This window comes from Chryseobacterium sp. S90 (assembly GCF_047444895.1).
Lineage (GTDB): Bacteria > Bacteroidota > Bacteroidia > Flavobacteriales > Weeksellaceae > Chryseobacterium.
In genome coordinates this window covers 66,805-88,551 of sequence record NZ_JBLGCX010000001.1, presented here as the reverse complement: position 1 = coordinate 88,551, position 21,747 = coordinate 66,805, and the positions used below count along the sequence as shown (strand labels likewise).

At 37.7% G+C, this 21,747-nt stretch carries 18 protein-coding genes; 11 read left to right on the top strand and 7 right to left on the bottom strand.

The window, feature by feature from the left end; genetic code table 11:
• Positions 1-51 precede the first annotated feature (51 nt).
• The 3 genes from ACLMCG_RS00450 to ACLMCG_RS00440 all read left to right on the top strand — a co-directional run bounded on the left by ACLMCG_RS00450 (position 52) and on the right by ACLMCG_RS00440 (position 2,634).
• Positions 52-936 carry a lysophospholipid acyltransferase family protein gene (locus tag ACLMCG_RS00450; RefSeq protein ID WP_223600826.1) on the top strand — a complete coding sequence of 295 codons (885 nt, stop codon included), beginning with the start codon at positions 52-54 and terminating at the stop codon, positions 934-936.
• Positions 937-942: 6 nt separating this feature from the next.
• A complete protein-coding gene (locus ACLMCG_RS00445) occupies positions 943-1,920 on the top strand; it encodes a glycosyltransferase family 2 protein (protein WP_413958379.1) in 978 nt (325 codons plus the stop codon).
• 159 nt (positions 1,921-2,079) lie between these two features.
• Positions 2,080-2,634, top strand: coding sequence for a 3'-5' exonuclease (locus ACLMCG_RS00440; protein WP_413958378.1), 555 nt, complete (start codon positions 2,080-2,082; stop codon positions 2,632-2,634).
• Between the two features lie 80 nt (positions 2,635-2,714).
• On the opposite strand, the gene apaG is transcribed toward ACLMCG_RS00440, so the two are convergent.
• The 7 genes from apaG to glgB form a co-directional block, all read right to left on the bottom strand.
• Positions 2,715-3,104, bottom strand: coding sequence for a Co2+/Mg2+ efflux protein ApaG (gene apaG, locus ACLMCG_RS00435; protein ID WP_413958377.1), 390 nt, complete (start codon positions 3,102-3,104; stop codon positions 2,715-2,717).
• 80 nt (positions 3,105-3,184) lie between these two features.
• Entirely contained in the window at positions 3,185-4,438 is a 1,254-nt protein-coding gene (odhB, locus tag ACLMCG_RS00430; RefSeq protein ID WP_413958376.1) for a 2-oxoglutarate dehydrogenase complex dihydrolipoyllysine-residue succinyltransferase, read from the bottom strand.
• A gap of 39 nt (positions 4,439-4,477) precedes the next feature.
• On the bottom strand, positions 4,478-7,294 hold the full coding sequence (locus ACLMCG_RS00425) for a 2-oxoglutarate dehydrogenase E1 component (RefSeq protein ID WP_413958375.1): 2,817 nt from the start codon (positions 7,292-7,294) through the stop codon (positions 4,478-4,480).
• 125 nt (positions 7,295-7,419) lie between these two features.
• A complete protein-coding gene (locus tag ACLMCG_RS00420) occupies positions 7,420-8,460 on the bottom strand; it encodes an SRPBCC domain-containing protein (protein WP_413958374.1) in 1,041 nt (346 codons plus the stop codon).
• A 240-nt stretch (positions 8,461-8,700) separates the two neighbouring features.
• Entirely contained in the window at positions 8,701-9,969 is a 1,269-nt protein-coding gene (locus ACLMCG_RS00415) for a glucose-1-phosphate adenylyltransferase (RefSeq protein ID WP_184554330.1), read from the bottom strand.
• A gap of 87 nt (positions 9,970-10,056) precedes the next feature.
• Positions 10,057-11,463, bottom strand: a complete 1,407-nt coding sequence (locus ACLMCG_RS00410; protein WP_413958373.1) for a glycogen synthase — start codon at positions 11,461-11,463, stop codon at positions 10,057-10,059.
• 3 nt (positions 11,464-11,466) lie between these two features.
• Positions 11,467-13,413, bottom strand: a complete 1,947-nt coding sequence (gene glgB, locus ACLMCG_RS00405) for a 1,4-alpha-glucan branching protein GlgB (protein WP_413958372.1) — start codon at positions 13,411-13,413, stop codon at positions 11,467-11,469.
• Between the two features lie 199 nt (positions 13,414-13,612).
• On the opposite strand from glgB, the gene ACLMCG_RS00400 reads away from it, so the two are divergent.
• The 8 genes from ACLMCG_RS00400 (at position 13,613) to ACLMCG_RS00365 (ending at position 21,648) form a co-directional block, all read left to right on the top strand.
• Positions 13,613-14,734 carry an alpha/beta hydrolase gene (locus tag ACLMCG_RS00400; protein WP_413958371.1) on the top strand — a complete coding sequence of 374 codons (1,122 nt, stop codon included), beginning with the start codon at positions 13,613-13,615 and terminating at the stop codon, positions 14,732-14,734.
• Positions 14,735-14,824: 90 nt separating this feature from the next.
• On the top strand, positions 14,825-16,240 hold the full coding sequence (locus tag ACLMCG_RS00395; protein WP_413958370.1) for a leucyl aminopeptidase family protein: 1,416 nt from the start codon (positions 14,825-14,827) through the stop codon (positions 16,238-16,240).
• A gap of 141 nt (positions 16,241-16,381) precedes the next feature.
• Positions 16,382-17,596: an ATP-grasp domain-containing protein gene (locus tag ACLMCG_RS00390; protein ID WP_413958369.1), complete on the top strand. Its 1,215-nt coding sequence runs from the start codon at positions 16,382-16,384 to the stop codon at positions 17,594-17,596.
• Between the two features lie 3 nt (positions 17,597-17,599).
• Positions 17,600-17,878 carry a hypothetical protein gene (locus tag ACLMCG_RS00385; RefSeq protein WP_223600837.1) on the top strand — a complete coding sequence of 93 codons (279 nt, stop codon included), beginning with the start codon at positions 17,600-17,602 and terminating at the stop codon, positions 17,876-17,878.
• A gap of 28 nt (positions 17,879-17,906) precedes the next feature.
• Positions 17,907-18,620 carry an alpha/beta hydrolase-fold protein gene (locus tag ACLMCG_RS00380; RefSeq protein ID WP_413958368.1) on the top strand — a complete coding sequence of 238 codons (714 nt, stop codon included), beginning with the start codon at positions 17,907-17,909 and terminating at the stop codon, positions 18,618-18,620.
• Between the two features lie 55 nt (positions 18,621-18,675).
• Positions 18,676-19,629, top strand: a complete 954-nt coding sequence (locus tag ACLMCG_RS00375) for an ATP-grasp domain-containing protein (RefSeq protein WP_047425335.1) — start codon at positions 18,676-18,678, stop codon at positions 19,627-19,629.
• Positions 19,630-19,659: 30 nt separating this feature from the next.
• Positions 19,660-20,781, top strand: a complete 1,122-nt coding sequence (locus tag ACLMCG_RS00370; protein WP_223600840.1) for a carboxylate-amine ligase — start codon at positions 19,660-19,662, stop codon at positions 20,779-20,781.
• Positions 20,782-20,814: 33 nt separating this feature from the next.
• The gene (locus ACLMCG_RS00365; protein ID WP_413958367.1) at positions 20,815-21,648 is read left to right on the top strand and encodes a type 1 glutamine amidotransferase; all 834 of its coding nucleotides are present in this window, start codon (positions 20,815-20,817) and stop codon (positions 21,646-21,648) included.
• Positions 21,649-21,747 lie beyond the last annotated feature (99 nt).

Here is a 21,747-nt window from a genome sequence, read left to right as displayed (position 1 = left end):
CCTCTGCAAAAATAGAACCATAATTTTATTATCACTAAATTTGCGTGTTTTATGAATTTTCTAATCAAAATATTAAATCTGATCTCGAAGCTGCCGCTTAAAATATTATATATTTTTTCGGACGTCATCTTTTTCCTGAATTATTATCTGGTAGGATACAGAAAAGAGGTAATCACTCAAAATCTGAAAAAATCTTTCCCGGATAAATCGGAAGAAGAAATTAAAGAGATCCGAAAAAAATTCTACCTTAATTTTTCAGATTATCTGGTAGAAACCATCAAATCTTTCAGCATTTCGGAAACAGAATCCAGAGTGCGAATGCAGCATATCAATCAGCATTTATTTCATGAAGCTAAGGCTGAAGGCAAAAATATTATTCTTTTGGCAGGTCACGTTTTCAACTGGGAATGGATTAATGCACTGGCAAGAATTATTCCACAGGCACATTGCCATCCTGTATACAGAAGGGTAAATAATGACTTTTGGGAGAATCAGATGAGGAAGGTCCGAAACAAATTCGGAAATGAAGCATTGGAAGCCAATGAAGTAATCCTGAATATTTTCAGATCAAGAAACAACGGTGATTCTGCTTATATGTTTGTAGCTGACCAAACTCCCCACCACGCACACGTCACCTATGGATTAGAATTTTTGAATCAGCGGACTCCTGCTTTTATAGGATATGATAAGCTTGCCACAAGGATGGATCTTGTTTTTATCTATTGTGAAATGAAGAAGGTAAAGCGCGGTTATTATCAGGTAAATTATCACAGAATCTATCCTGATGGTGAAAAGTTTACTGAAAATGAAGTCGTAAGAAAGTTCCATAAGTTATTGGAAAATACATTACACAAAAATCCGGACAACTACCTTTGGTCACACAGAAAATGGAAATATCAGGACGCTATCAAAAATTTTGATTCTGAAAAAAAATAAATTGAAATGCAGAAAAAACTGGCAGTTGCCATCTTAAACTGGAATGGCAGAAATTGGCTTGAAAAATTTCTTCCGGGTGTGATTCAATTTTCTCAGAATGCAGATATTTTTGTTATTGACAATCTTTCTACTGATGATTCCATTGAATTTCTTCAAAAGAATTTCCCCACAGTAACCGTTATTAAAAACGATAAAAACTATGGATTTGCAGGGGGTTATAATGAAGGATTGAAAGCTATCCCGAATGAATATTACTGTCTTCTTAATTCTGATGTAGAAGTTACCGAAAACTGGATAGAACCTGCTTTGGAATTATTGGAAGAAAATCCTTCCATTTCTGCAGTACAGCCTAAGATCTTATCATATCATAATAGAACCTATTTTGAATTTGCAGGAGCTGCAGGCGGATTGATAGACAATCTTGGATATCCTTATTGCAGAGGAAGAATTTTTGATGTTCTGGAAGAAGATAAAGGCCAGTATAATGATGAAACAGAAATTTTCTGGGCATCAGGGTGCTGTTTTTTCATCCGTTCAAAAGACTTTTGGGAGCAGAATGGTTTTGATGCAAGATTTTTTGCGCATCAGGAAGAAATTGATCTTTGCTGGAGACTTATTAATTCCGGGAAAAGAATTTATTATACCGGAAAAACCAGTGTATATCATGTAGGCGGTGGAACACTTAACAAACAGAGTGCCCAAAAAACTTTTTTAAACATCAGGAATAACCTTTCTATGATGCTTAAAAATCTTCCCTTTCCTCAATTGATCTGGCTGATATTTTTCAGATTATGCCTGGATGGTGTTGCCGGGATTTATTTCGGATTAAAGCATGGTTTTCCGCACCTTTGGGCTGTCGTAAGAGCTCATTTCGGATTTTATGGACAGCTTCCCGGAACATGGAAACTTCGTCAGAAAAATCAAAAGAAGAAGTTCTATCAATCGAAATGGTTGATTTTTAGACATTTTTTGGGAGGGAGATAGCAGGTGGCAGATGATAGGTTGCAGGGATTAAAACTTAGAAATTTGGGACAAGCAATCTTTCTTTTCTTAAGTAAGCCCGAAACTTTAAACCTGAAACATCAAACTAAAAAACCAGCAACTAGTAACTGAAGAACCAGCAACTAATTTAACTACAAAACAATGGATTTCTGCGCAATAGATTTTGAAACGGCCACTCACGAGAAAAGTTCAGCTTGTGAGATGGGAATATGTGTGGTACAGGATTCTAAAATTGTTGAAACAAAGACCTGGCTGATTAAACCTCCAAGTTTTCCTTATTTCAATAAATTCAATATTGCGGTGCATGGGATTCAACCGGAAGATGTGAAGGATGCACCTACTTTTGATGAGATATGGTATGAAGCTCAGGATATGATGTACGGAAGTCTTATGATTGCTCATAATGCAGGATTTGATGCTTCAGTTTTAAGAGGTTGTCTGGAGCATTACGGGATGTTTACTCCTCAACTCAATTATCTGTGCAGCATACAACTTGCAAAGAAGTCATGGAACTACCTTCCAAAATACGGTTTGAAACCATTGGCAGAATATCATAAAATTGAATTCACCCACCACAGAGCAGGGGCAGATGCTGAAGTATGTGCAAAGATCTCTCTACTGGCTTTTGAGAAACTGTTTCTCACCAGTAATGATGAAGTAAATGAATATCTGAAAGCGAAAATCAAAAAGCTTTAATAGAACAGAGTATTGAACCCGGGTTCTTATTCTGCAGTCTATCATCAATACTATTGTACTTTTTGTGGTACAAAAAAGCTTTAATTACTCAACACTTCTGATAACAGATTGAATTTCGGAATATCAATTTCGAAAGTCTCTTGTGTTTCCATGTTTTTCACCAGGTATTTTCCACTCATATTACCTACTCCGGACCGAAGCATTACATTGGAAAAATAAGCGAAATTTTCGCTTGTTCCTATTTCAGGAGTCAGGCCGATTACGCCATCTCCTATAATCTCTGTGTATCCAAATCCGACATCAAAAATCAACCATTTTCTTTTCAATACTTTGATAGGAAAGCTTCCGTCATTTTCTATCGTGATATTGTATTTAAAAACGTAACGGTTTTCGGATGGATAACTGTTCTTACTATCATATTCAGGTAATACTGAAACTTTGATATTGGAAGTCATTTTTGAAAACATCATTGTAGCATTTTCTTAATAAATACAAAAATCTCGCCTTTTTTAAGGCGAGATAATATATTTATGTTATAATTTCATTAAAACTATAATCCAAGGCCTTTTCTTTCGTCACCTCCCAATAATATTTCAACAGGATTGTCGATACCTTCTTTTACCGCTACAAGGAATCCTACAGACTCTTTTCCGTCGATAATTCTGTGGTCATAAGACATTGCAACGTACATCATTGGTCTGATTACTACCTGTCCGTCAACAGCAACCGGTCTCTGGATAATGTTGTGCATACCTAAGATTGCAGATTGTGGAGGGTTGATGATTGGTGTAGACATCATAGATCCGAAAGTACCACCGTTTGTAATCGTGAAAGTACCACCAGTCATTTCATCAACAGTAATTTTACCGTCTCTTACTTTGATTGCAAGATCTTTAATGTTTGCTTCAACAGCACTGAAAGTCATGTTTTCTGCATTTCTCAATACAGGAACCATTAATCCTTTAGGACCTGAAACTGCAATTGAAATATCGCAGAAATCGTAGTTTACTTTGAAGTCTCCGTCAATAGATGCATTTACATCCGGATACATTTGTAATGCTCTTGTAACTGCTTTTGTGAAGAAAGACATGAAACCAAGTCCAACTCCGTGTTTTTGAGCAAATTCTTCTTTATATTGCTTTCTTAATCTGAAGATTTCAGACATGTCAACTTCATTGAAAGTCGTTAACATAGCTGTTTCATTCTTCACAGAAACTAATCTCTGAGCGATTTTTCTTCTTAGAACTGAAAGTTTAGTTGTTGTTGTTGTTCTAGCCCCTGTTGCAGTAAGAGGACTTCCTCCCAATGCAGGAACAGCCGCCAATTCAGCATCAGTCTTAGTAATTCTTCCGTCTCTTCCTGTTCCTGAAACCTGAGCAGCATCCATTCCTTTTTCGTCAAGGATTTTCTTAGCAGCCGGAGATGGAGCTCCTGTTGCATAAGTTTGTGGTGCAGCTGCCGGAGCAGCAGGTTTTGGAGCTTCTTGTTTAGCAGGTTCAGCAGCTTTCGGAGCTTCTTCCTGTTTTGGAGCTTCAGCAGCAGGTGCAGCACCTTCTGGTTTTTTAGCATCCATATCAATTAAACAAACTACCTGACCTACCTGTACTACATCACCTTCTTCTGCCTTTAAAGTGATAATACCACTTTGTTCTGCCGGCAATTCAAGAGTTGCTTTATCTGAATCCACTTCGGCGATAGGTTGATCTTTTTCTACATAATCACCATCTTTTACAAGCCAAGTTGCAATTTCAACTTCTGTAATTGATTCGCCCGGTGAAGGAACTTTCATTTCTAAAACTGACATATCGAGTATTTTTTATTTTTTAATTGATTATTATTTAAATTAAGCTGTAACTGGTCTTTTTGCAGGAGCATCATCTCTGTCGAAAACTCTGTTGATCACTGCATTCTGGTTTTTCTCAAACATTTTGTGGCTACCTGGAGCTGGAGCACCGCTTGGTACCGGAGCAACTACCTGGATTCCTGTATCTCTGAAGTTTCTCAGGATATAAGACCAAGCCCCCATGTTTTCAGGTTCTTCCTGAGCCCAAACCAATTGTTTTCTGTTTTCATATTTATTGAAGATCGCTTCAATAGCATCTGCCTGTAACGGATATAACTGCTCGAATCTTACTAATGCAATATTTTCACAGTTAAGTTCTTCTTTCTTCGCTAATAATTCGAAGTACAGTTTACCTGAACAAAGAACTACTTTTTCAACTTTCTTAGGATCTGCAGTAGGATCGTCTAAGATAGGCTGGAATGCACCGTTTGCAAAATCTTCAATTGGAGAAACAACTTTAGGGTGTCTCAATAGAGATTTAGGACTCATTACGATCAATGGTTTTCTGAAGCCCCATTTCAACTGTCTTCTCAATAAGTGGAAGTAGTTGGCAGGTGAAGTAATGTTAGCCACTACCATGTTTTCATTAGCACAAAGAGTAAGGAATCTCTCCAATCTCGCTGAAGAGTGCTCTGCTCCCTGTCCTTCTGAACCATGAGGCAATAGCATAATCAATCCATTCTGGATTTTCCATTTTTCTTCTGCAGCAGCAAGATATTGGTCAACGATGATCTGAGCACCATTTACGAAATCTCCGAACTGAGCTTCCCAGATCGTTAATGTATTTGGAGAAGCCATTGCATATCCATAGTCGAAACCTAGAACTCCATATTCTGAAAGGTGAGAGTTGAATACATCAAATCTGCTTTCTGAAACGTGTCTTAATGGGATATATTCTTCTTCTGTATCTTCTGTTTTTACTACCGCATGTCTGTGAGAGAATGTACCTCTTTCCACATCTTCTCCGGAGATTCTTACATTGTGACCTTCTACAAGAAGTGTAGCATAAGCTAACCACTCTCCTAACGCCCAGTCTAATGAATTTCCTTCAATAGCTTTGATACGGTTTTCGAAAAGTCTTGTAATTTTATTGATGAATTTTTTATCAACAGGAAGTGTTGACATTTTCAGCGCTAATTCTTTTAGCTTTGCTGCATCATATTTTGTGTCAACCGGCAACTGAACTGCTCCTCTCTTTCCGATTGGGTAGTTAGTCCAGTCTTCAGCCATGAACAGATCCATTACGTTCTTTTCAATTTCTTTAGAAGCATCAAAATCTTTATCTAACAGCGCTTTGAATTCCGTTTCCATTTTAGCAATCACATCATTGGAAGTAATGCTGTCTTTAAGTAATTTATCTTTATAAATTTCTCTTGGGTTCGGGTGTTTTGAAATTGTTTTATATAAGTTAGGCTGAGTGAATCTTGGTTCATCACCTTCGTTGTGCCCGTATTTTCTATATCCTAAAAGGTCGATATAAACATCTTTTCCAAATTTCGCTCTGAAATCAGCAGCAAAATGGATAGCATGAACAACAGCTTCAGCATCGTCAGCATTCACGTGCATTACAGGAGATTCTGTAACTTTTGCGATGTCTGTACAGTATGTTGAAGATCTTGCATCCATATAGTTGGTTGTAAATGAAACCTGGTTATTTACAACGATATGAACGGTACCTCCTGTTCTGTATCCTTCCAAAGTCATCATCTGAGCAACCTCGTAAGCAATTCCCTGACCAGCGATAGCTCCGTCACCGTGGATGATGATTGGCAATACTTTAGAGTAATCTTTATATTTGTCGTCTACTTTTGCACGGCAGATACCTTCTACCAAAGCAGCCACTGTCTCCAGGTGGGACGGGTTCGGAGTAAGGTTGATACAAACTTCTTCTCCTGAAGCAGTTTTGATCTTTTTAGATGATCCTAAGTGATATTTAACGTCACCGGAGAATACATCTTCTTCAAATTCTTTTCCTTCAAATTCTGAGAAGATCTGCTTATAAGATTTTCCGAAAATGTTTGTAAGAACATTCAGTCTACCTCTGTGAGCCATCCCTAATACTACTTCATCTACTCCTAACTGAGAAGATCTTGAGATCAACTGATCTAAAGCAGGAATTAAAGTTTCACCTCCTTCTAATGAGAATCTTTTTTGCCCTACAAATTTTGTATGAAGGTAGTTTTCAAAAGCAACCGCCTGATTTAATTTTAATAAAATCTCTGTTTTTTCGTTTGCAGAAAGGCTTGGGTGGTTTTCATTTACCTGAAGCCATTTTTTGATAAAATCTTTTTCTTCAACGTTGTTGATGTATGTATATTCTACTCCGATAGAATCACAGTAGATATTTTCAAGGTGCTTGATCAAATCTGCTAAAGTAGCAGGTTCTTTCATTCCTGTTTCAACAGCGCAGTTGAATTTTGTATTTAAATCTTCTTTAGAAAGCCCGAAGTTTTCGATGTCTAAAGTAGGTGTATAGTGTCTTCTTTCTCTTACCGGGTTCGTCTTTGTAAAAAGGTGCCCTCTTGTTCTGTAAGCCTCAATAAGGTTTACTACTTTAAATTCTTTCTTGATATGCTCAGGAACTTCTCCGTTTGATACTGCCTGAGAAATCTGTTGTTGAACTGCCGGGGCAGCGCTGGCCGAAGCCTGAATAAACTGGATGTTATCGTCATCTCCATAGTTCTCTAAAGCAAAATCGAAGCCTTGAAAGAAAGCTTTCCATGATGGTTCTAGGGAGTCTGGGAATTTTAAGTACTGTTGGTATAAATCCTCAATTAACTGAGAATGAGCTGCGTTTAGGAATGAAAATCTGTCCATTATTACAGTTTATCTATTTATTAAAATTTATTTGTAGAATTAATCTTCAAATTTAATAAAAAAAACCGAGTTAGAACAGTCTCAAACCGTTAAAAAACCTTAAGAAAAAAATAAATAAAAAAAAATCACTTATACACTGATAATGAGAGCTTCATGTTTACATCCTGTCCTTCCATCGGACGTTCAATAAAGGTCTGACGGATATCTCCGAAGCGCATCTCGTCTTTTTTGGCTTTCTGAATGAGCTGCTGAATTGCCCGAATTCGCCCCTCATAGTTCCCTTTATAGTAAATTACATAATTTTGAGACGGATTTACGGATCTAAAATTGAAATTATTGTCTGATACTCCAATTTTCTTAGAAAGCGGAATTCCCAGGAAATAAGAAACTTCTTTATCTTTATAATTGTCCGCATCAGTGATCAGGATGGGATATCCAAATTCATCATCTCTTTTTCCCATATCCATCGTTACAAAGTTATAAGCTTTGTTATAGTTCATCACGATATTTTTGTAGAGCGCATCTTTCTTATTTGATGTACTTACATTGATCCCAAGCAGCAATTTGTCTTCTTCATTTTCCACCATCAGGCTGTCATATTTGATCGCCGCCATCTGGTTGTCTTTTTCGACTTTATTTCCTAAAGAATTTTTAAGATTTGCCATGCTTTTGCTGATATTTTCTGCAAAACGGTCTTCTGTCCAGAAGTTTTCTACTCTTTTCCAGACAGGTAGTTTGGGGGTATGTACATACCAGATGATTTTTGTTTTTTCTGCAGAAACAGGCTTAAATTTAACATCAACCAGCGTTGGATTTTCATTTTCATCTTCAAAAAGTTGATATTTCAGTGTCTTATTAAGGTTCTCATACCTGATGAACATTTCTCCATCGGTATTATTTTTAGCATCCACATAACTGATGGCACTTCCCTGTCCTTCGTAAGGCGTATAATAATCAATATCGATAGATTGTGAACTGGTAAAAAAGTTGTTCCATCTTGTAAAATTCTGAAGATTATTAAACTGGGAAAAAACCTTATCTACCGGATAATCAATCTCTTTTTCAATGGTGAAATTTTTACTATCGTCCACAAAATAGTACATGGAAGCAGCATAAGCTCCCCCCAACAAAACAATGATAAAAGTTAATATCTTAAAAATACGCATCGCACAAAAATAATACAAATAAAAAGAGTGAACAATATGCTGATCACCCTGATTGTATGTTTAACAATAATTAACCTGGTTATGGCTGGAAGATGGAAGTTACTATCGGGCAGAAATCATTATATAGACTTCTGATTGAAAACACTCCTGCTTATCAATAAGCTTAAATTCTATATGATAAGATCTGACTATTCTCCGGCTTTCATAACTTCCAGCTTCCAGCCTCCATCTTCCTTTCTACTATCCGACGTGTGTTCCAGGAGCAATCACAGCTCCTTTCTTCACTACCACAATCCCATCCTGTACGGAATAGGTTCCATAATCGCCATCCGGAATATGTTTTCCTCCAATAATTTTCACATTGTCACCAATGTAACAGTTTTTATCAAGGATTGCTTTTTCTATATAACAGTATTTCCCGATTCCCATATTAGGGCGGCCGGCCCTGTCATTCAATACAATTTCTGTGGTATTCTGGTAAAAATCGGCTCCCATCACATAGGAATTTACGATGGTGCTTCCTTTATCAATTCTTGTTCTGTTTCCGATCACGGAATTTTCGATTTTATCGGCCATAATGATACATCCATCTCCAAAAACAGCCTTGCTTACATAAGAACCGTTGATTTTTGACGGTGGAAGCATCCTTGCTCTTGTATAAATAGGCGAAGAAGAGAAAAGGTTAAACTGCGGCAGATCCAGACAAAGGTCCAGATTGGCTTCGTAGAAAGATTCTATGGTCCCGATATCCGTCCAGTATCCTTCGTACTGATAGCTTAATGTTTTGTATTTACCGATAGAACTCGGAATGATATCTTTTCCGAAATCATCACCAGCCCCTTCGTCAAACATCTTTTTAAGAATGGTTTTGGTGAAAATATAGATTCCCATAGAAGCCAGAAATTCTTTTCCAGTATGTTTGTTTTCTGCTGAAACTTCAGATTTCATGCCCTCCAGCATCTCATAATCAGGTTTTTCATAGAAAGACGTTATATTTCCTTCATCGTCAGATTTTAAGATCCCGAAACCGGTGGCATCTTTTGCATTGACCGGAATTGTAGCAATAGTAAGGTCTCCTCCGTTTTCAATATGAAAATCCAGCATTTCTCTGAAATCCATCTGATACAGCTGATCTCCTGAAAGAATAAGAATATAGTCATAATCATATTTTTCAAGATGTTTCATCGACTGTCGTACAGCATCTGCCGTTCCCTGATACCAGCTTTCATTTTCTACATTCTGTTCGGCTGCCAGAATATCGACAAAACCTTTGCTGAAAATATCAAAGTGATAAGAATTCTTAATATGTGAATTGAGGGAAGCGGAATTAAACTGCGTTAAAACCAGAATCTTATTTAATCCTGAATTCAGGCAGTTTGAAATAGGAATATCTACCAACCTGTATTTTCCTGCAATAGGCACAGCCGGTTTTGATCTGGAATACGTTAACGGGAATAATCTTGTTCCTCTGCCTCCTCCTAAAACAATAGAGATTACATTTCGATTCATAAATATCTTGCGTTTTATTTTATTAAGTTTACTGTTCTGTTCTTAGTGTTTACTACTACTTTAAAGCATTCTTTGTTTTTCTCATATTCAGCTATTATATAAAGCTATGTATTTTTCTGCAGATTTCTCCCATGCAAAATCAAAATTCATGTTGGCATAGATAAGATCTTCCATCACCCCTTTCTGGTTATAAATGCCCAGCGCCCTGTTCATCGCATGTACAACATCATCTACACCCGGATAAGTAAAGTTTAGTCCTGCACCTCCGGTTGAGATATCTTCTACAGTATCTCTTAGTCCTCCCGTATATCTTACTACAGGGACCGTGCCATATCTCATGGAATACATCTGATTCAAACCGCAAGGTTCTACTCTTGAAGGCATCAGAAGGAAATCTGCGGACGCGTAGATCTTATGGGAAAGATGTTCTTTATAACCAAGATCCAATGCAAAATTGGTATAGGTATAATCATATTCCTTCAGTTTATTCTCAATATAGGTATTTCCGGAACCGAGAATCATAATATTTAAAGCTCCATAACTTTGTTTAATACTTTTCCATACTACATCCGGTAAAAGATCAGCTCCTTTTTCTGTGGCAAATCTTCCGATAAAAGCAAACAAAGGAAGTTCCGGTTTCAATCCATATTCTTTGCAGAGTTGTTCTTTATTTTTTTTCTTCTGGGCAACTGCATTTTTAATGTTAAAATTAAAGTCCAGCATCGGGTCGGTTTCCGGGTTCCAGACTTCAGTATCAATACCGTTGATGATTCCGTATGCCTTTCCGAATTCCTGGCGAACGAGGCTTTCCAATCCGCGGAAACTTATAAAAAGTTCTTCCAGGTAACCTTCTGAAACAGTGGTGAAGGCATCAGCACATTTAATCATACTCGCCAGAGGGTTTATGAATCCGTTCCAATCCATCAATCCCCATTTATAAGAATCAAAAGACGGCATATAGTTCGCCATTCCCCAGCCCATCATTCCCTGATATTCTCCGTTGTGAATGGTTCCTATTGTTTTTACTCCTTTTAAGAATTGAAATTCCGAACAGTGTTCTACCATAAAAGGGACCAATCCGGTGTGATAATCATGACAGTGTAAAACATCAGGACGGATTTCCATAGCACACAGCCAGTGTAGCAACCCATGCTGGAAGGCCATAAACTGGAAACTTTCATCCTGATACCCGTAAGGATTGTCACGATCTAATAATCCGGGAATTCTCACCATATACAGTTCAAATCCCAGAACGTCTGTTTTTTCTTTCAACACCTGAACCTGCAGCATACTGGTCCCCTGATGAATAAATCCATCAAAAACCAGGTCAAATTCATGATCATAGATAAAAGGTTTGTTGTACCATGGCATTACTACTTTGGCATCTATTCCTTTTATTTTGTTCTGATATTTTGGCAGCGCTCCTACTACATCCGCAAGACCACCTACTTTTGCTACAGGATAACATTCTGTACTTAAATGATAAATAACCATTCTTTATCTCTTGTGTTTAATTCTGTGTAATTTATACTTTTTATCTTTCTTCTGTCTTAAAATAATTCCTGCCAATGGCGGTAATTTCACAGTCATTGATTTCGGATATCCCCTCCATTCTTCATACTTCTCTTCCAGTATTTCAGGTTCTACCCCGCTTCCGCTGTATTTTTCATCATCGGAGTTTAAAATAACCTCCCAATGAGTTCCTGCAGGAATTCCGATTTTATAATCCAATACTTTTGGAGCCAGGTTTAAAGCTACCATAGCAACATCATCTTTTCTTTTTCCTTTTCTCAGATATACATACACTGAGTTTTCCAGATCATCTGCTTCTACCCATTCAAAACCATGTTTATCAAACTGATTTTCATAAAAAGCAGTGTCTGATGTGTACAGGTGATTCAGCTCTTTAACGATTTCCTGCATTCCTTTATGAACAGGATATTTCAGCAAATGCCAGTCGAGACTTCTGGTAAAGTTCCATTCACTCGTCTGCCCAAATTCATCCCCCATGAAAAGCAGTTTGGCTCCCGGATGAGTATACATGTATACATATAAGGTTCGAAGGTTTGCAAACTTCTGCCATTCATCCCCTTTCATTTTATAGATCAGACTTGATTTTCCGTGTACAACTTCATCGTGTGACAAAGGCATCATATAATTTTCATTGTACATGTACATCGAAGCAAACGTCAGTTTATGGTGATGGAACTTTCGATTAACAAAATCTTCTTTGAAGTAATCCAGCGTATCATGCATCCAGCCCATCATCCATTTCATTCCAAAGCCAACACCTCCGTCATGAACAGGTTTTGTAAGCATAGGAAAATCTGAGCTTTCTTCTGCAATAGTCATGATATTATTCCCGAATTCCTTGTATACAGCTGTATTGAACTCCTGTAGAAAAGCTTTAGCCTCCAGATTGACATTATCACCATAAATATTCGGTTCCCATTCGCCTTCATTTCTTGAATAATCCAGATGCAGCATTGAGGTTACAGCATCTACACGCAATCCATCAGCATGATAGCGGTCCAACCAGAACATGGCATTGGAGATCAGAAAAGACTTTACTTCATTTCTTCCGTAATTGAAAATATGGGATTTCCAATCAGGATGAAAACCTTTTCTCGGGTCTTCATGTTCATAGAGATATGATCCATCGAAACGGTGAAGACCATTAGCATCTCCCGGAAAATGAGACGGAACCCAATCCAGGATAACGCCTATCTTATTTTGATGAAGTTCATCAATAAGAAACATCAGATCCTGTGGTGAACCGAAGCGTGAAGTCGCCGCATAAAACCCGGTAATCTGATATCCCCAGCTGGGCTCATAAGGATATTCCATCACAGGCATGAATTCTACGTGAGTAAAACCCATTTCCTTGATATAAGGCACAAGCTTTTTGGCAATATCCCGGTAATTCAGAAAGCGGTCTGGATAATCACCGTCTCTTACCCACGAACCCAGGTGCAGTTCATATACAGATAAAGGAGCTTCCAGTCTGTTTTTTTTCCAGCGGCTATCCATCCATTCCTGATCATTCCATTCATACCATGTAGTAGAAACCAGAGAAGCAGCCTGAATATTCTGTTCCCAGCTCAATGCATATGGATCACTTTTTTCCAGAATTTCGCCTCCTTGTGTTTCAATAGCATATTTGTATAATGTTCCCCAGGTTAAGCCATCAATAAATCCTTCCCAAATTCCAGACCCGTCCCATCTCGGAAACAAAATATGATCTTTATGATTCCAGTTATTAAAATTCCCGATAACAGAAACTTTCTTTGCATTCGGCGCCCATACTGAAAAGTACACACCTTTTACACCCTCTTTTTCTGCAGAATGTGCTCCAAATTTACCATACAGCTTATAATGCCTACCCTCTTTGAAAAGGTACACATCATGATCGGTGAAAAGTGTATAGGTTTTAACAGAATTCATCAAGACCGGTTTGTATTTATATTTTCTTTGAAACTACGAAAAATACTGACAATAGCGATGAATTATTCATCAAATAATTATCAACTTCATTTCGGTTTTCGTCTATCTATCAAATATATCATTTTTTAACTCACATTTTTATGATTTCAAAACAATCTTTTTTTATACATTTAACATTAATATTTATTAAACACACACGATGAGGTTTGAACTTTATACCGAAGAAAAAGATGACAGACCGGTATTTATCACCGGAAATTTTAACAGCTGGAATCCTAAAGACTACAATTTTCAGCTTAAACAAACTGATCCTTCCCGTTATTTTATAGAAATTGATGATCAGGCTCTTCCAGAAGAAATTGACTATAAATTCACAAAGGGAGGCTGGGAAAATGTGGAGCTGGATCAATATGGAAATATCACACCCAACCGAAAAGTAAAAAAATCCATCGGCAAAACTTCCGATACCATAGAAAAATGGAGGTTAAACTGGGGTCCGTTCAAAGAAGAATATTATCCCATTGCTGAGGTGATCTCAGAAAATTTTTATATCCCGCAGCTTGACCGCCACCGTAAAGTCTGGGCACTGCTTCCTTATGATTATCATACAACGGATAAGCGATATCCTGTTTTGTATCTTCAGGATGCACAGAACCTATTCAATGAAGGAAGCGGATTCGGAAACTGGGAAATTGACAAGAAACTGTCTATCCTTGCAGAATATGGACGTGGTGACCTTATCATTATTGCCATAGAACATGGGAGCGAGGAAAGGATTAAAGAATATATTTTCGATAATGATCATGTAGCCAACGGTTCTGAGGGAAAAAAATATATCCGTTTTATTGCAGATACTTTAAAGCCTTTTGTGGATGAAAATTACAGAACAAAAAAAGACCGTGACAATACCGGAATCGGGGGCAGTTCATTAGGGGCACTCATCAGCATATACAGTGGGTTTCTTTATCCTGAGGTTTATTCCAAATTACTGATATTCTCTCCCTCTCTTTGGGTTGAGCCTAATAACAACTTTCCAATGATGAATTTCCGGGTTCCTTTTAAAACAAAAATTTATCTTTATGGAGGCGGTCAGGAAGGGTCTAAAATGGTTAAAAGAATTCATATTTTTGAAGAATATCTGAAAAGATGGGAAGAAAAAAAACTGTTTGATTTTGAGTTTAAGACCAATATCAATCCCGAAGGCACTCATAATGAATTTTACTGGTCACAGGAGTTTCCAAGGGCTATTGAATGGCTGTTCTATGATAACACAGAAAATCCTGTAGAAGTAAAACCACAGCAACAAAGCATTAAAAACTAAATCTATAAAATCGCTGAAGAAAATTTTAAAGCAGACCAGGACAAATGAAGAGCGGTAACATATGATTTTAGAAAAAAATAATACCTATTTATGAAACTAATTAATAAAAAAAACAAAAATTACACTCAGATCTTCCACATATTTACAGAGGAAGAATGGACAAAATCCAGTAAAAATTTCAACAAAAATATTTCAACTTTTTTCACAGGAAAGAAATATGAAGTGTTCATCAATGCGCATGAAGAAGGAATTACTTATTTCATCGGATTAGGAAAATCTACGTTACAAAATTTCGAAATCCAGCAGGTTGCAGCCAAATTCTCACAGACACAGAAAGAAAAACTGCAGGCAGTGCCTACGCTGGCTCTGGCAGATTTTATGAGTGAAAAACAATTTGAAGAATTTACAAAAGGATTATTGATTGGTACTTACAACTACCCTTTTGAGAAAAAACATGCTTTCTGGAATGTAAAATTTGAATTACATTTTGAGAATTTAAGTCAGAAAAAACTAGATCATATCAGCCAGAAAGCGGAAGCATTGGTAAACGGACAAACTGCCTGTCAGGACTGGCTCAACAAACCGGCCAATCTTAAAAAACCGGATATCTTAAGTACTTACCTTAAAAATCTGGCAAAAAAACATGAGTTAAAGTACACCGTTTTCAACAGAAAAAAATGTGAAGAACTTGGATTGGGTGCTTACCTTTCAGTTAACCAGGGAAGTGCTTACGATGCAGCGTTTACTATTTTAGAATATAAAACTACCGTTAAAAACGCCAGGACTTTCGGATTGGTAGGAAAATGTATTTTGTTTGACACAGGAGGAATATCCATAAAAAGCTCTGCCAATCTGCATTATATGAAGTCTGATATGGGAGGAGCTACAGCTGTTTTGGGTACTTTAATTTATGCTGTAGAAATGCAGCTTCCTGTGAACATTATCGCTGTCCTTCCTATTACAGACAATGCTGTTTCCGAAAAAGCCCTGCTTCCAAGTGATGTGATCACAGCATACAACGGAAAAACCATTGAAGTACTTGATACCGATGCCGAAGGCCGTTTGATCCTTGCAGACGGATTATCTTATCTTTCCAAAAACTACAAAACAGATTTTCTGATTGATCTGGCTACTCTCACAGGAAGTTCTGTAAGAATGTTTGGTGACACCTGTGCTGCGATGTTTTCCAATAATGAAGAATTGAAAAATAATCTGATAAAAACAGGAGATCAAACCAATCAGAGAGTATGGAATCTTCCTTTATGGGATGTCTGGAAAGACGATATTCAGTCTGATGTAGCCGATATGAAAAACATCTCTCTGAAGCCTGTAGGAGACTGCATTATTGCCGCAAAATTTTTAGAGCAATTCACTGAAAACCATTCTGCTTGGGCTCATTTGGATATTGCCGGAGTAGCATTTGGAAACGTAGGATATGCCAGGGAAAAAGCAGCAACAGGATTTGGCGTTCAACTCCTCGTGAATTTAATTGAAAATTATCATTAAAAATTAGTTTTTTACAAAAAAACTCTGTATAATTGATTAGTGGATTTTCAAAACCGCACGATATTACATTTTATGATATTGATAAAATAACAAATAAATGCTTTTATTTTTGAAAATTCACTAAATCTTAAAAAACATTATATGGAGAAGAAAACTATTGTATGTATTTCGTGCTATTACAAAGGCTACGATTTTATGGACGAAATGAAGAATCTCGGCAATAAAATCATCTTAGTAACCTCTGAAAACCTTAAAGAAAAAAACTGGCCCTGGCATGCGATTGATGAGGTATTTTATATGCCGGAACTCAAGCCGTCCGTATGGAATCTGGAGCATCTGATTCAGGGATTTTCTCACCTGATGAAAACCAGAAAAGTAGATGCTGTAGTGGCATTGGATGATTATGACGTTGAAAAAGCGGCATTAATCAGAGAGACATTCCGTATTCCGGGAATGGGACAGACTACCCACCGATATTTCAGGGATAAACTGGCTATGCGGCAGAAAGCAAAAGATTCAGAGATCAGCGTTCCTGAATTTACAGCTGTATTCAATGATAATGAAGTCAACGAGTTTACAGACCGTGTTCCTGCTCCATGGGTACTGAAACCCCGCTCTGAAGCTTCAGCATCAGGAATCAAGAAAATAACGTCCAAAGAACAGCTTTATGAGGCATTAGAAACACTGGGAGAAGAACGTCATCTTTTTTTACTGGAAAGTTTTAAACCCGGAGACGTTTACCATGTGGACAGCCTTACTTTTAATAAAAAAATTGTATTCACTTCCGCCTCAAAATACCTTGCTCCTCCTATGCAGGTTTCCCATGAAGGCGGAGTATTCCGGTCCAAGACTTTAGGCCGGTATTCTGAAGAGTTCAAAACTCTGGAAGAAATTAATGCCAAAGTACTTTCCAGTTTCGGATTGATTAATGGGGCTACCCATACAGAATTTATCCGCGGAAAAGAAGATGGCAAATGGTATTTCCTTGAAACCTCTTCAAGGGTTGGCGGTGCTCATATTCCGGACCTGGTAGAAGCATCAAGCGGCATCAATATCTGGAGAGAATGGGCGAAAATTGAAGATGCTCTTCTGAAAGGCAGTGATTACAGTGTTTCACCGCCCACAGGATATTATTCAGGGCTGATTGTTGCTTTGATTAAAGATAAAGAACCTGATTACAGCAGTTTTGAATGTGAAGAAGTTGTAAAGTTTCTTCCGATAGATTATCACGTCGGGATTGTTTACAAATCCGGTGATGCCTCCGTGGTACAGGAGAGACTGGACTCTGCAGCAGAAATGATTCATGCAGATATGCTGAATATTCTACCTCCAAAAAGCAATAAGTTGAGTTCCTAAAAAATGAAGCGTGACATTGATATTCAAAATGTTATTGAATTCATAATATACAATCTGCCAGAAGATTCCATACTAAAATGTAATTTAGAAAACATAAGCCCGGGAAAATGGCAAAGCAAAGCATATTATCAGTTCGTTGACTCAACTCATGCCAACAAACCTGGCTCAACATGGATCTTTAAAGAAAATATAATCCTCGAACATCCGAAATCAGGAACAATTGTACTGGATATTTTAGAAAAAGATCAGCTTGGAGGAATTGAATTTATCAAATTAATATAAGCACAGTATTAAAATTAAACAAAGAAAAATGCCTCATATAGAACATACAGAGTATTACTCAAATATATTGGGAATCAGCCTCAAGGTAGAAGTGACCGGACATTACGGTCATCCTATCATCATGTTTCCTACTTCTCAGGGACAATATACCCAGAATCATGATTTCCACCTTAACGGAAGCATCAATTGGTTTATAGAACAGGGAAAGGTAAAGCTTTACAATGTTCAGACCATCGACAGCTGGAGCTTTTATGATGACAAAATATCTCCCCAGCAAAGAATAAGAAACTATGAACGGTATATACAGTTTCTGATCCAGGAATTCGTTCCCTATATTCAAAAACTTCATAAAACCCATCGTGTAGCAGTGGCCGGAGCCAGTTTTGGAGGATATCACGCTGCCAATTTTGCATTCAGATTTCCTGACGTGGTTTCTCATCTGTTCTGCCTTTCCGGAGCGTTCAGTATAAGAAATTTTATGGACGGCTATTCTGACGAAACTGTTTACTTCAACTGTCCGAGGGAATTTGTAAGAAATGATGAAGCCTGGAAATATAAACATATGCATATTGTGCTCAGCACTTCTGATCAGGATATCTGTAAAGATAAAAATGTTGAAATGGCAGAAATTTTAAGACTGAAAGGAATAGACTTCTGGTATGACGAAAGAAAATGGATAGGCCACGACTGGCCGCTGTGGAGAATGGTCTTCCCAACCTTCATAGGAAACTTTTTCTCTTAAAAACAATAGAAAGACAAATAGAAAAAAATATACACCCATCTTAAAAACAAAAATTATGACAAAAAAAGTAGGAATTCTTTTCGGTATGGAAGACACGTTTCCCTGGGCATTTATAGACAAAGTGAATGAACTGGGAGGTGGAGAAATCATAGCTGAACCCGTTACCATCGACAAACTAGAACAGGGTGCAGACTATGGTTATGCGGTAATCATCGACAGAATTTCGCAGGACGTTCCCTTTTACAGAGCTTACCTTAAAAATGCAGCTCTTAATGGCACTTATGTAATCAACAATCCATTCTGGTGGAGTGCTGATGAAAAATTTTTCAACAATGCCCTGATGTCTAAACTTGGTATTCCGCTTCCTAAGACTGTTTTGCTGCCTTCACACGAAAGGCCGGACAATACTTCTGAAACTTCATTCAGAAACCTGAAATTTCCACATGACTGGGAATATATCTTTAATTATGTAGGATTTCCGGCATACATGAAGCCTCACGACGGAGGTGGCTGGAAAAATGTATACAGAGTGGAAAATCCGGATGACCTTTGGAACAAATTAGGCGAAACCGAACAGCTGGTGATGATGGTACAGGAAGAAATAATCTTTGATGATTATTACAGAGTTTACTGTCTGGGCAGAAAATATGTTCACATCATGCCTTACGAACCGAGAAATGCACCTCATCTGAGATATGCTACTACGCATCAGACAGAAGGTAAAGAACTTGAAAAACTGCTGAAAACCATCCATGATTATACCATTACCATGAATGAGGCGTTGGGGTATGACTTCAACACGGTAGAATTTGCCGTAAGAGATGGTATTCCGTATGCGATTGACTTCTGCAACCCGGCTCCGGATGCGGACAGAAATTCTGTAGGGGAAGAAAATTTTGCATGGATCATAGAACATGCTGCAAAACTGGCGGTAGAAAAAGCTAAAGAATATGTTCCGGGAAAACCTAACATTACTTGGGGAACCTTTGTGAAAGATTCCATAAAATAACATTGAAAAGAATTAAAAAACACAAAACAAATGCATCATCAGTTTACTATTGGAATTGAAGAAGAATATCAGATCATTGATGTCGAAAGCAGAGATCTTGTTTCTCATGTTTCAAAAATCATTGAGGGCGGCAAAGCGGTTTTAAGTGAAAATTTAAAGCACGAAATGCACGAATCCATGATTGAAATGGAAACAGGAATCTGCCAGAATATTCAGGAAGCGAGAGCAGAATTGACGAATTTAAGACGTCATCTTATCAATATTGCGCATGAACAGGGGCTTCGCGTTTCCGGAGGAGGCACACATCCCTTTTCACACTGGTCGGATAACAACATCACCCAAGGCGAAAGATATATCAAAATTGTAGATGATATGGGAGATGTGGCCCGTGAAAACCTTATTTTCGGTTTGCATGTTCATATTGGAATTCCTAATCGTGAAGAAGGCGTGAGAATTCAGAATGTAATGCGTTACTTTCTTCCTCACGTGTATGCTCTTTCTACCAATTCACCATTCTGGATCGGAAGATATACAGGTTTTAAATCTTACAGACAGGAAATCTTCGTAAAATTCCCCAGAACCGGTATTCCAAGTTATTTTAACTCTTTGGCAGAATTTGACAGCTATGTAGATCTTCTGGTGAAAACAGGAACCATCGACAATGCCAAGAAAATATGGTGGGATCTGCGCGTACATCCGTTCTACCCTACCATTGAATTCAGAATCTGCGATATGCCCCTGAGAATTGATGAAACGGTGTGCCTTGCAGCCATTATGCAGTGCCTTGTTGCTAAAATCTATAAGCTTCATCAGCAAAATCTGAGTTTCAGAAGCTACAGAAGACTGCTGTTGAACGAAAATAAATGGCGCGCTTCCAAAAGTGGTATTGAAGCCCATCTCATTGATTTCGGGAAAGAAGAATCCGTTCCATATCCTCATTTGTTAAAAGAACTTCTGGAGTTTATTGATGATGTGGTAGATGATCTGGGATGTCGCCAAGAAGTAGAATATGCCTGGAAAATTCTGGAAAACGGAACTGGTGCAGACAGACAGCTTCAGATCTTCAAGGAGACGGGTGATCTCACGAAAGTCGTTGATTATATGATCTCTGAAACGGAGTATGGCATAACACATGGTGAACCTGCTTCATAATATTTTTGGTAACTTTACAAAAAATATGATGTAATGAAAGATATTCGAATTGCTCTGCTTGACATGAACAACAATCATGTGAATCAAGGTTTTAGAAACATAAAAGAAATTTCTGAAACATTTCAGCAGAACTCTGAAGAAAATGTTGTCATCAAGACATTTGATGTGAGGTTTAAAGATGAAATGCCGGAGATCGGAGACTTTGATATTTTCATTTCTTCTGGCGGACCGGGAAACCCACATCGGGAAGGTTTGGCGTGGGAAGACAGATTTGCCCATTTTCTGGATTCCGTTTTAGAGCATAATAAATTCAGTGAAGATAAAAAATACCTTTTTCTGATTTGCCATTCATTCCAGTTGGCAAGTATTCACTGGAATCTGGGTAATATCTGCAAAAGAAAGTCTTATTCCTTTGGAGTAATGCCTGTTCATAAAACAGATGAAGGCAAGGAAGAATTCCTGTTCAAAAATCTTCAGGATCCTTTTTATGCAGTAGATTCCAGAGCTTATCAGTTTATTGAGCCGGATCATGACCGTTTTGAAGAACTTGGAATGACTGTTATGGCAATTGAAAAATTCCGTCCTCATATCAATCTGGAAAGAGCGGTAATGGCGGTTCGTTTTTCGGAAGAAATATTCGGAACACAGTTTCACCCTGAAGCCAATCCTGAATCTCTGATTGAAAATCTGAAAGATGAAAAAAACAGAGAAGCCATGATCGAAAATTTCGGAATGGAAAAATATCTTGAAACCATGGACAGAATAGACGATGAAGACAAAATCATCCTCACCAGAAATCAGATTCTCCCGAGATTCCTTCAGTTTGCAAAAAAAAACATTTTGAAAGAAGCTGAAACTTTGGTTTAAAAGGCTGGAAGCTGGAAGAAGGATGCCGAAAGGTATTTTCAGTTAAGACTACTGAAGATCCTTTTATTCATGAACTGACAGGATAATATTTTCATGTTT

Excerpts from the sequence above, each read along its gene's own strand:
- ACLMCG_RS00450 (WP_223600826.1), top strand. The coding sequence starts at position 52 with ATGAATTTTCTAATCAAAATATTAAATCTGATCTCGAAGCTGCCGCTT.
- ACLMCG_RS00445 (WP_413958379.1), top strand. The coding sequence starts at position 943 with ATGCAGAAAAAACTGGCAGTTGCCATCTTAAACTGGAATGGCAGAAAT.
- ACLMCG_RS00440 (WP_413958378.1), top strand. The coding sequence starts at position 2,080 with ATGGATTTCTGCGCAATAGATTTTGAAACGGCCACTCACGAGAAAAGT.
- apaG (WP_413958377.1), bottom strand. The coding sequence starts at position 3,104 with ATGATGTTTTCAAAAATGACTTCCAATATCAAAGTTTCAGTATTACCT.
- odhB (WP_413958376.1), bottom strand. The coding sequence starts at position 4,438 with ATGTCAGTTTTAGAAATGAAAGTTCCTTCACCGGGCGAATCAATTACA.
- ACLMCG_RS00425 (WP_413958375.1), bottom strand. The coding sequence starts at position 7,294 with ATGGACAGATTTTCATTCCTAAACGCAGCTCATTCTCAGTTAATTGAG.
- ACLMCG_RS00420 (WP_413958374.1), bottom strand. The coding sequence starts at position 8,460 with ATGCGTATTTTTAAGATATTAACTTTTATCATTGTTTTGTTGGGGGGA.
- ACLMCG_RS00415 (WP_184554330.1), bottom strand. The coding sequence starts at position 9,969 with ATGAATCGAAATGTAATCTCTATTGTTTTAGGAGGAGGCAGAGGAACA.
- ACLMCG_RS00410 (WP_413958373.1), bottom strand. The coding sequence starts at position 11,463 with ATGGTTATTTATCATTTAAGTACAGAATGTTATCCTGTAGCAAAAGTA.
- glgB (WP_413958372.1), bottom strand. The coding sequence starts at position 13,413 with ATGAATTCTGTTAAAACCTATACACTTTTCACCGATCATGATGTGTAC.
- ACLMCG_RS00400 (WP_413958371.1), top strand. The coding sequence starts at position 13,613 with ATGAGGTTTGAACTTTATACCGAAGAAAAAGATGACAGACCGGTATTT.
- ACLMCG_RS00395 (WP_413958370.1), top strand. The coding sequence starts at position 14,825 with ATGAAACTAATTAATAAAAAAAACAAAAATTACACTCAGATCTTCCAC.
- ACLMCG_RS00390 (WP_413958369.1), top strand. The coding sequence starts at position 16,382 with ATGGAGAAGAAAACTATTGTATGTATTTCGTGCTATTACAAAGGCTAC.
- ACLMCG_RS00385 (WP_223600837.1), top strand. The coding sequence starts at position 17,600 with ATGAAGCGTGACATTGATATTCAAAATGTTATTGAATTCATAATATAC.
- ACLMCG_RS00380 (WP_413958368.1), top strand. The coding sequence starts at position 17,907 with ATGCCTCATATAGAACATACAGAGTATTACTCAAATATATTGGGAATC.
- ACLMCG_RS00375 (WP_047425335.1), top strand. The coding sequence starts at position 18,676 with ATGACAAAAAAAGTAGGAATTCTTTTCGGTATGGAAGACACGTTTCCC.
- ACLMCG_RS00370 (WP_223600840.1), top strand. The coding sequence starts at position 19,660 with ATGCATCATCAGTTTACTATTGGAATTGAAGAAGAATATCAGATCATT.
- ACLMCG_RS00365 (WP_413958367.1), top strand. The coding sequence starts at position 20,815 with ATGAAAGATATTCGAATTGCTCTGCTTGACATGAACAACAATCATGTG.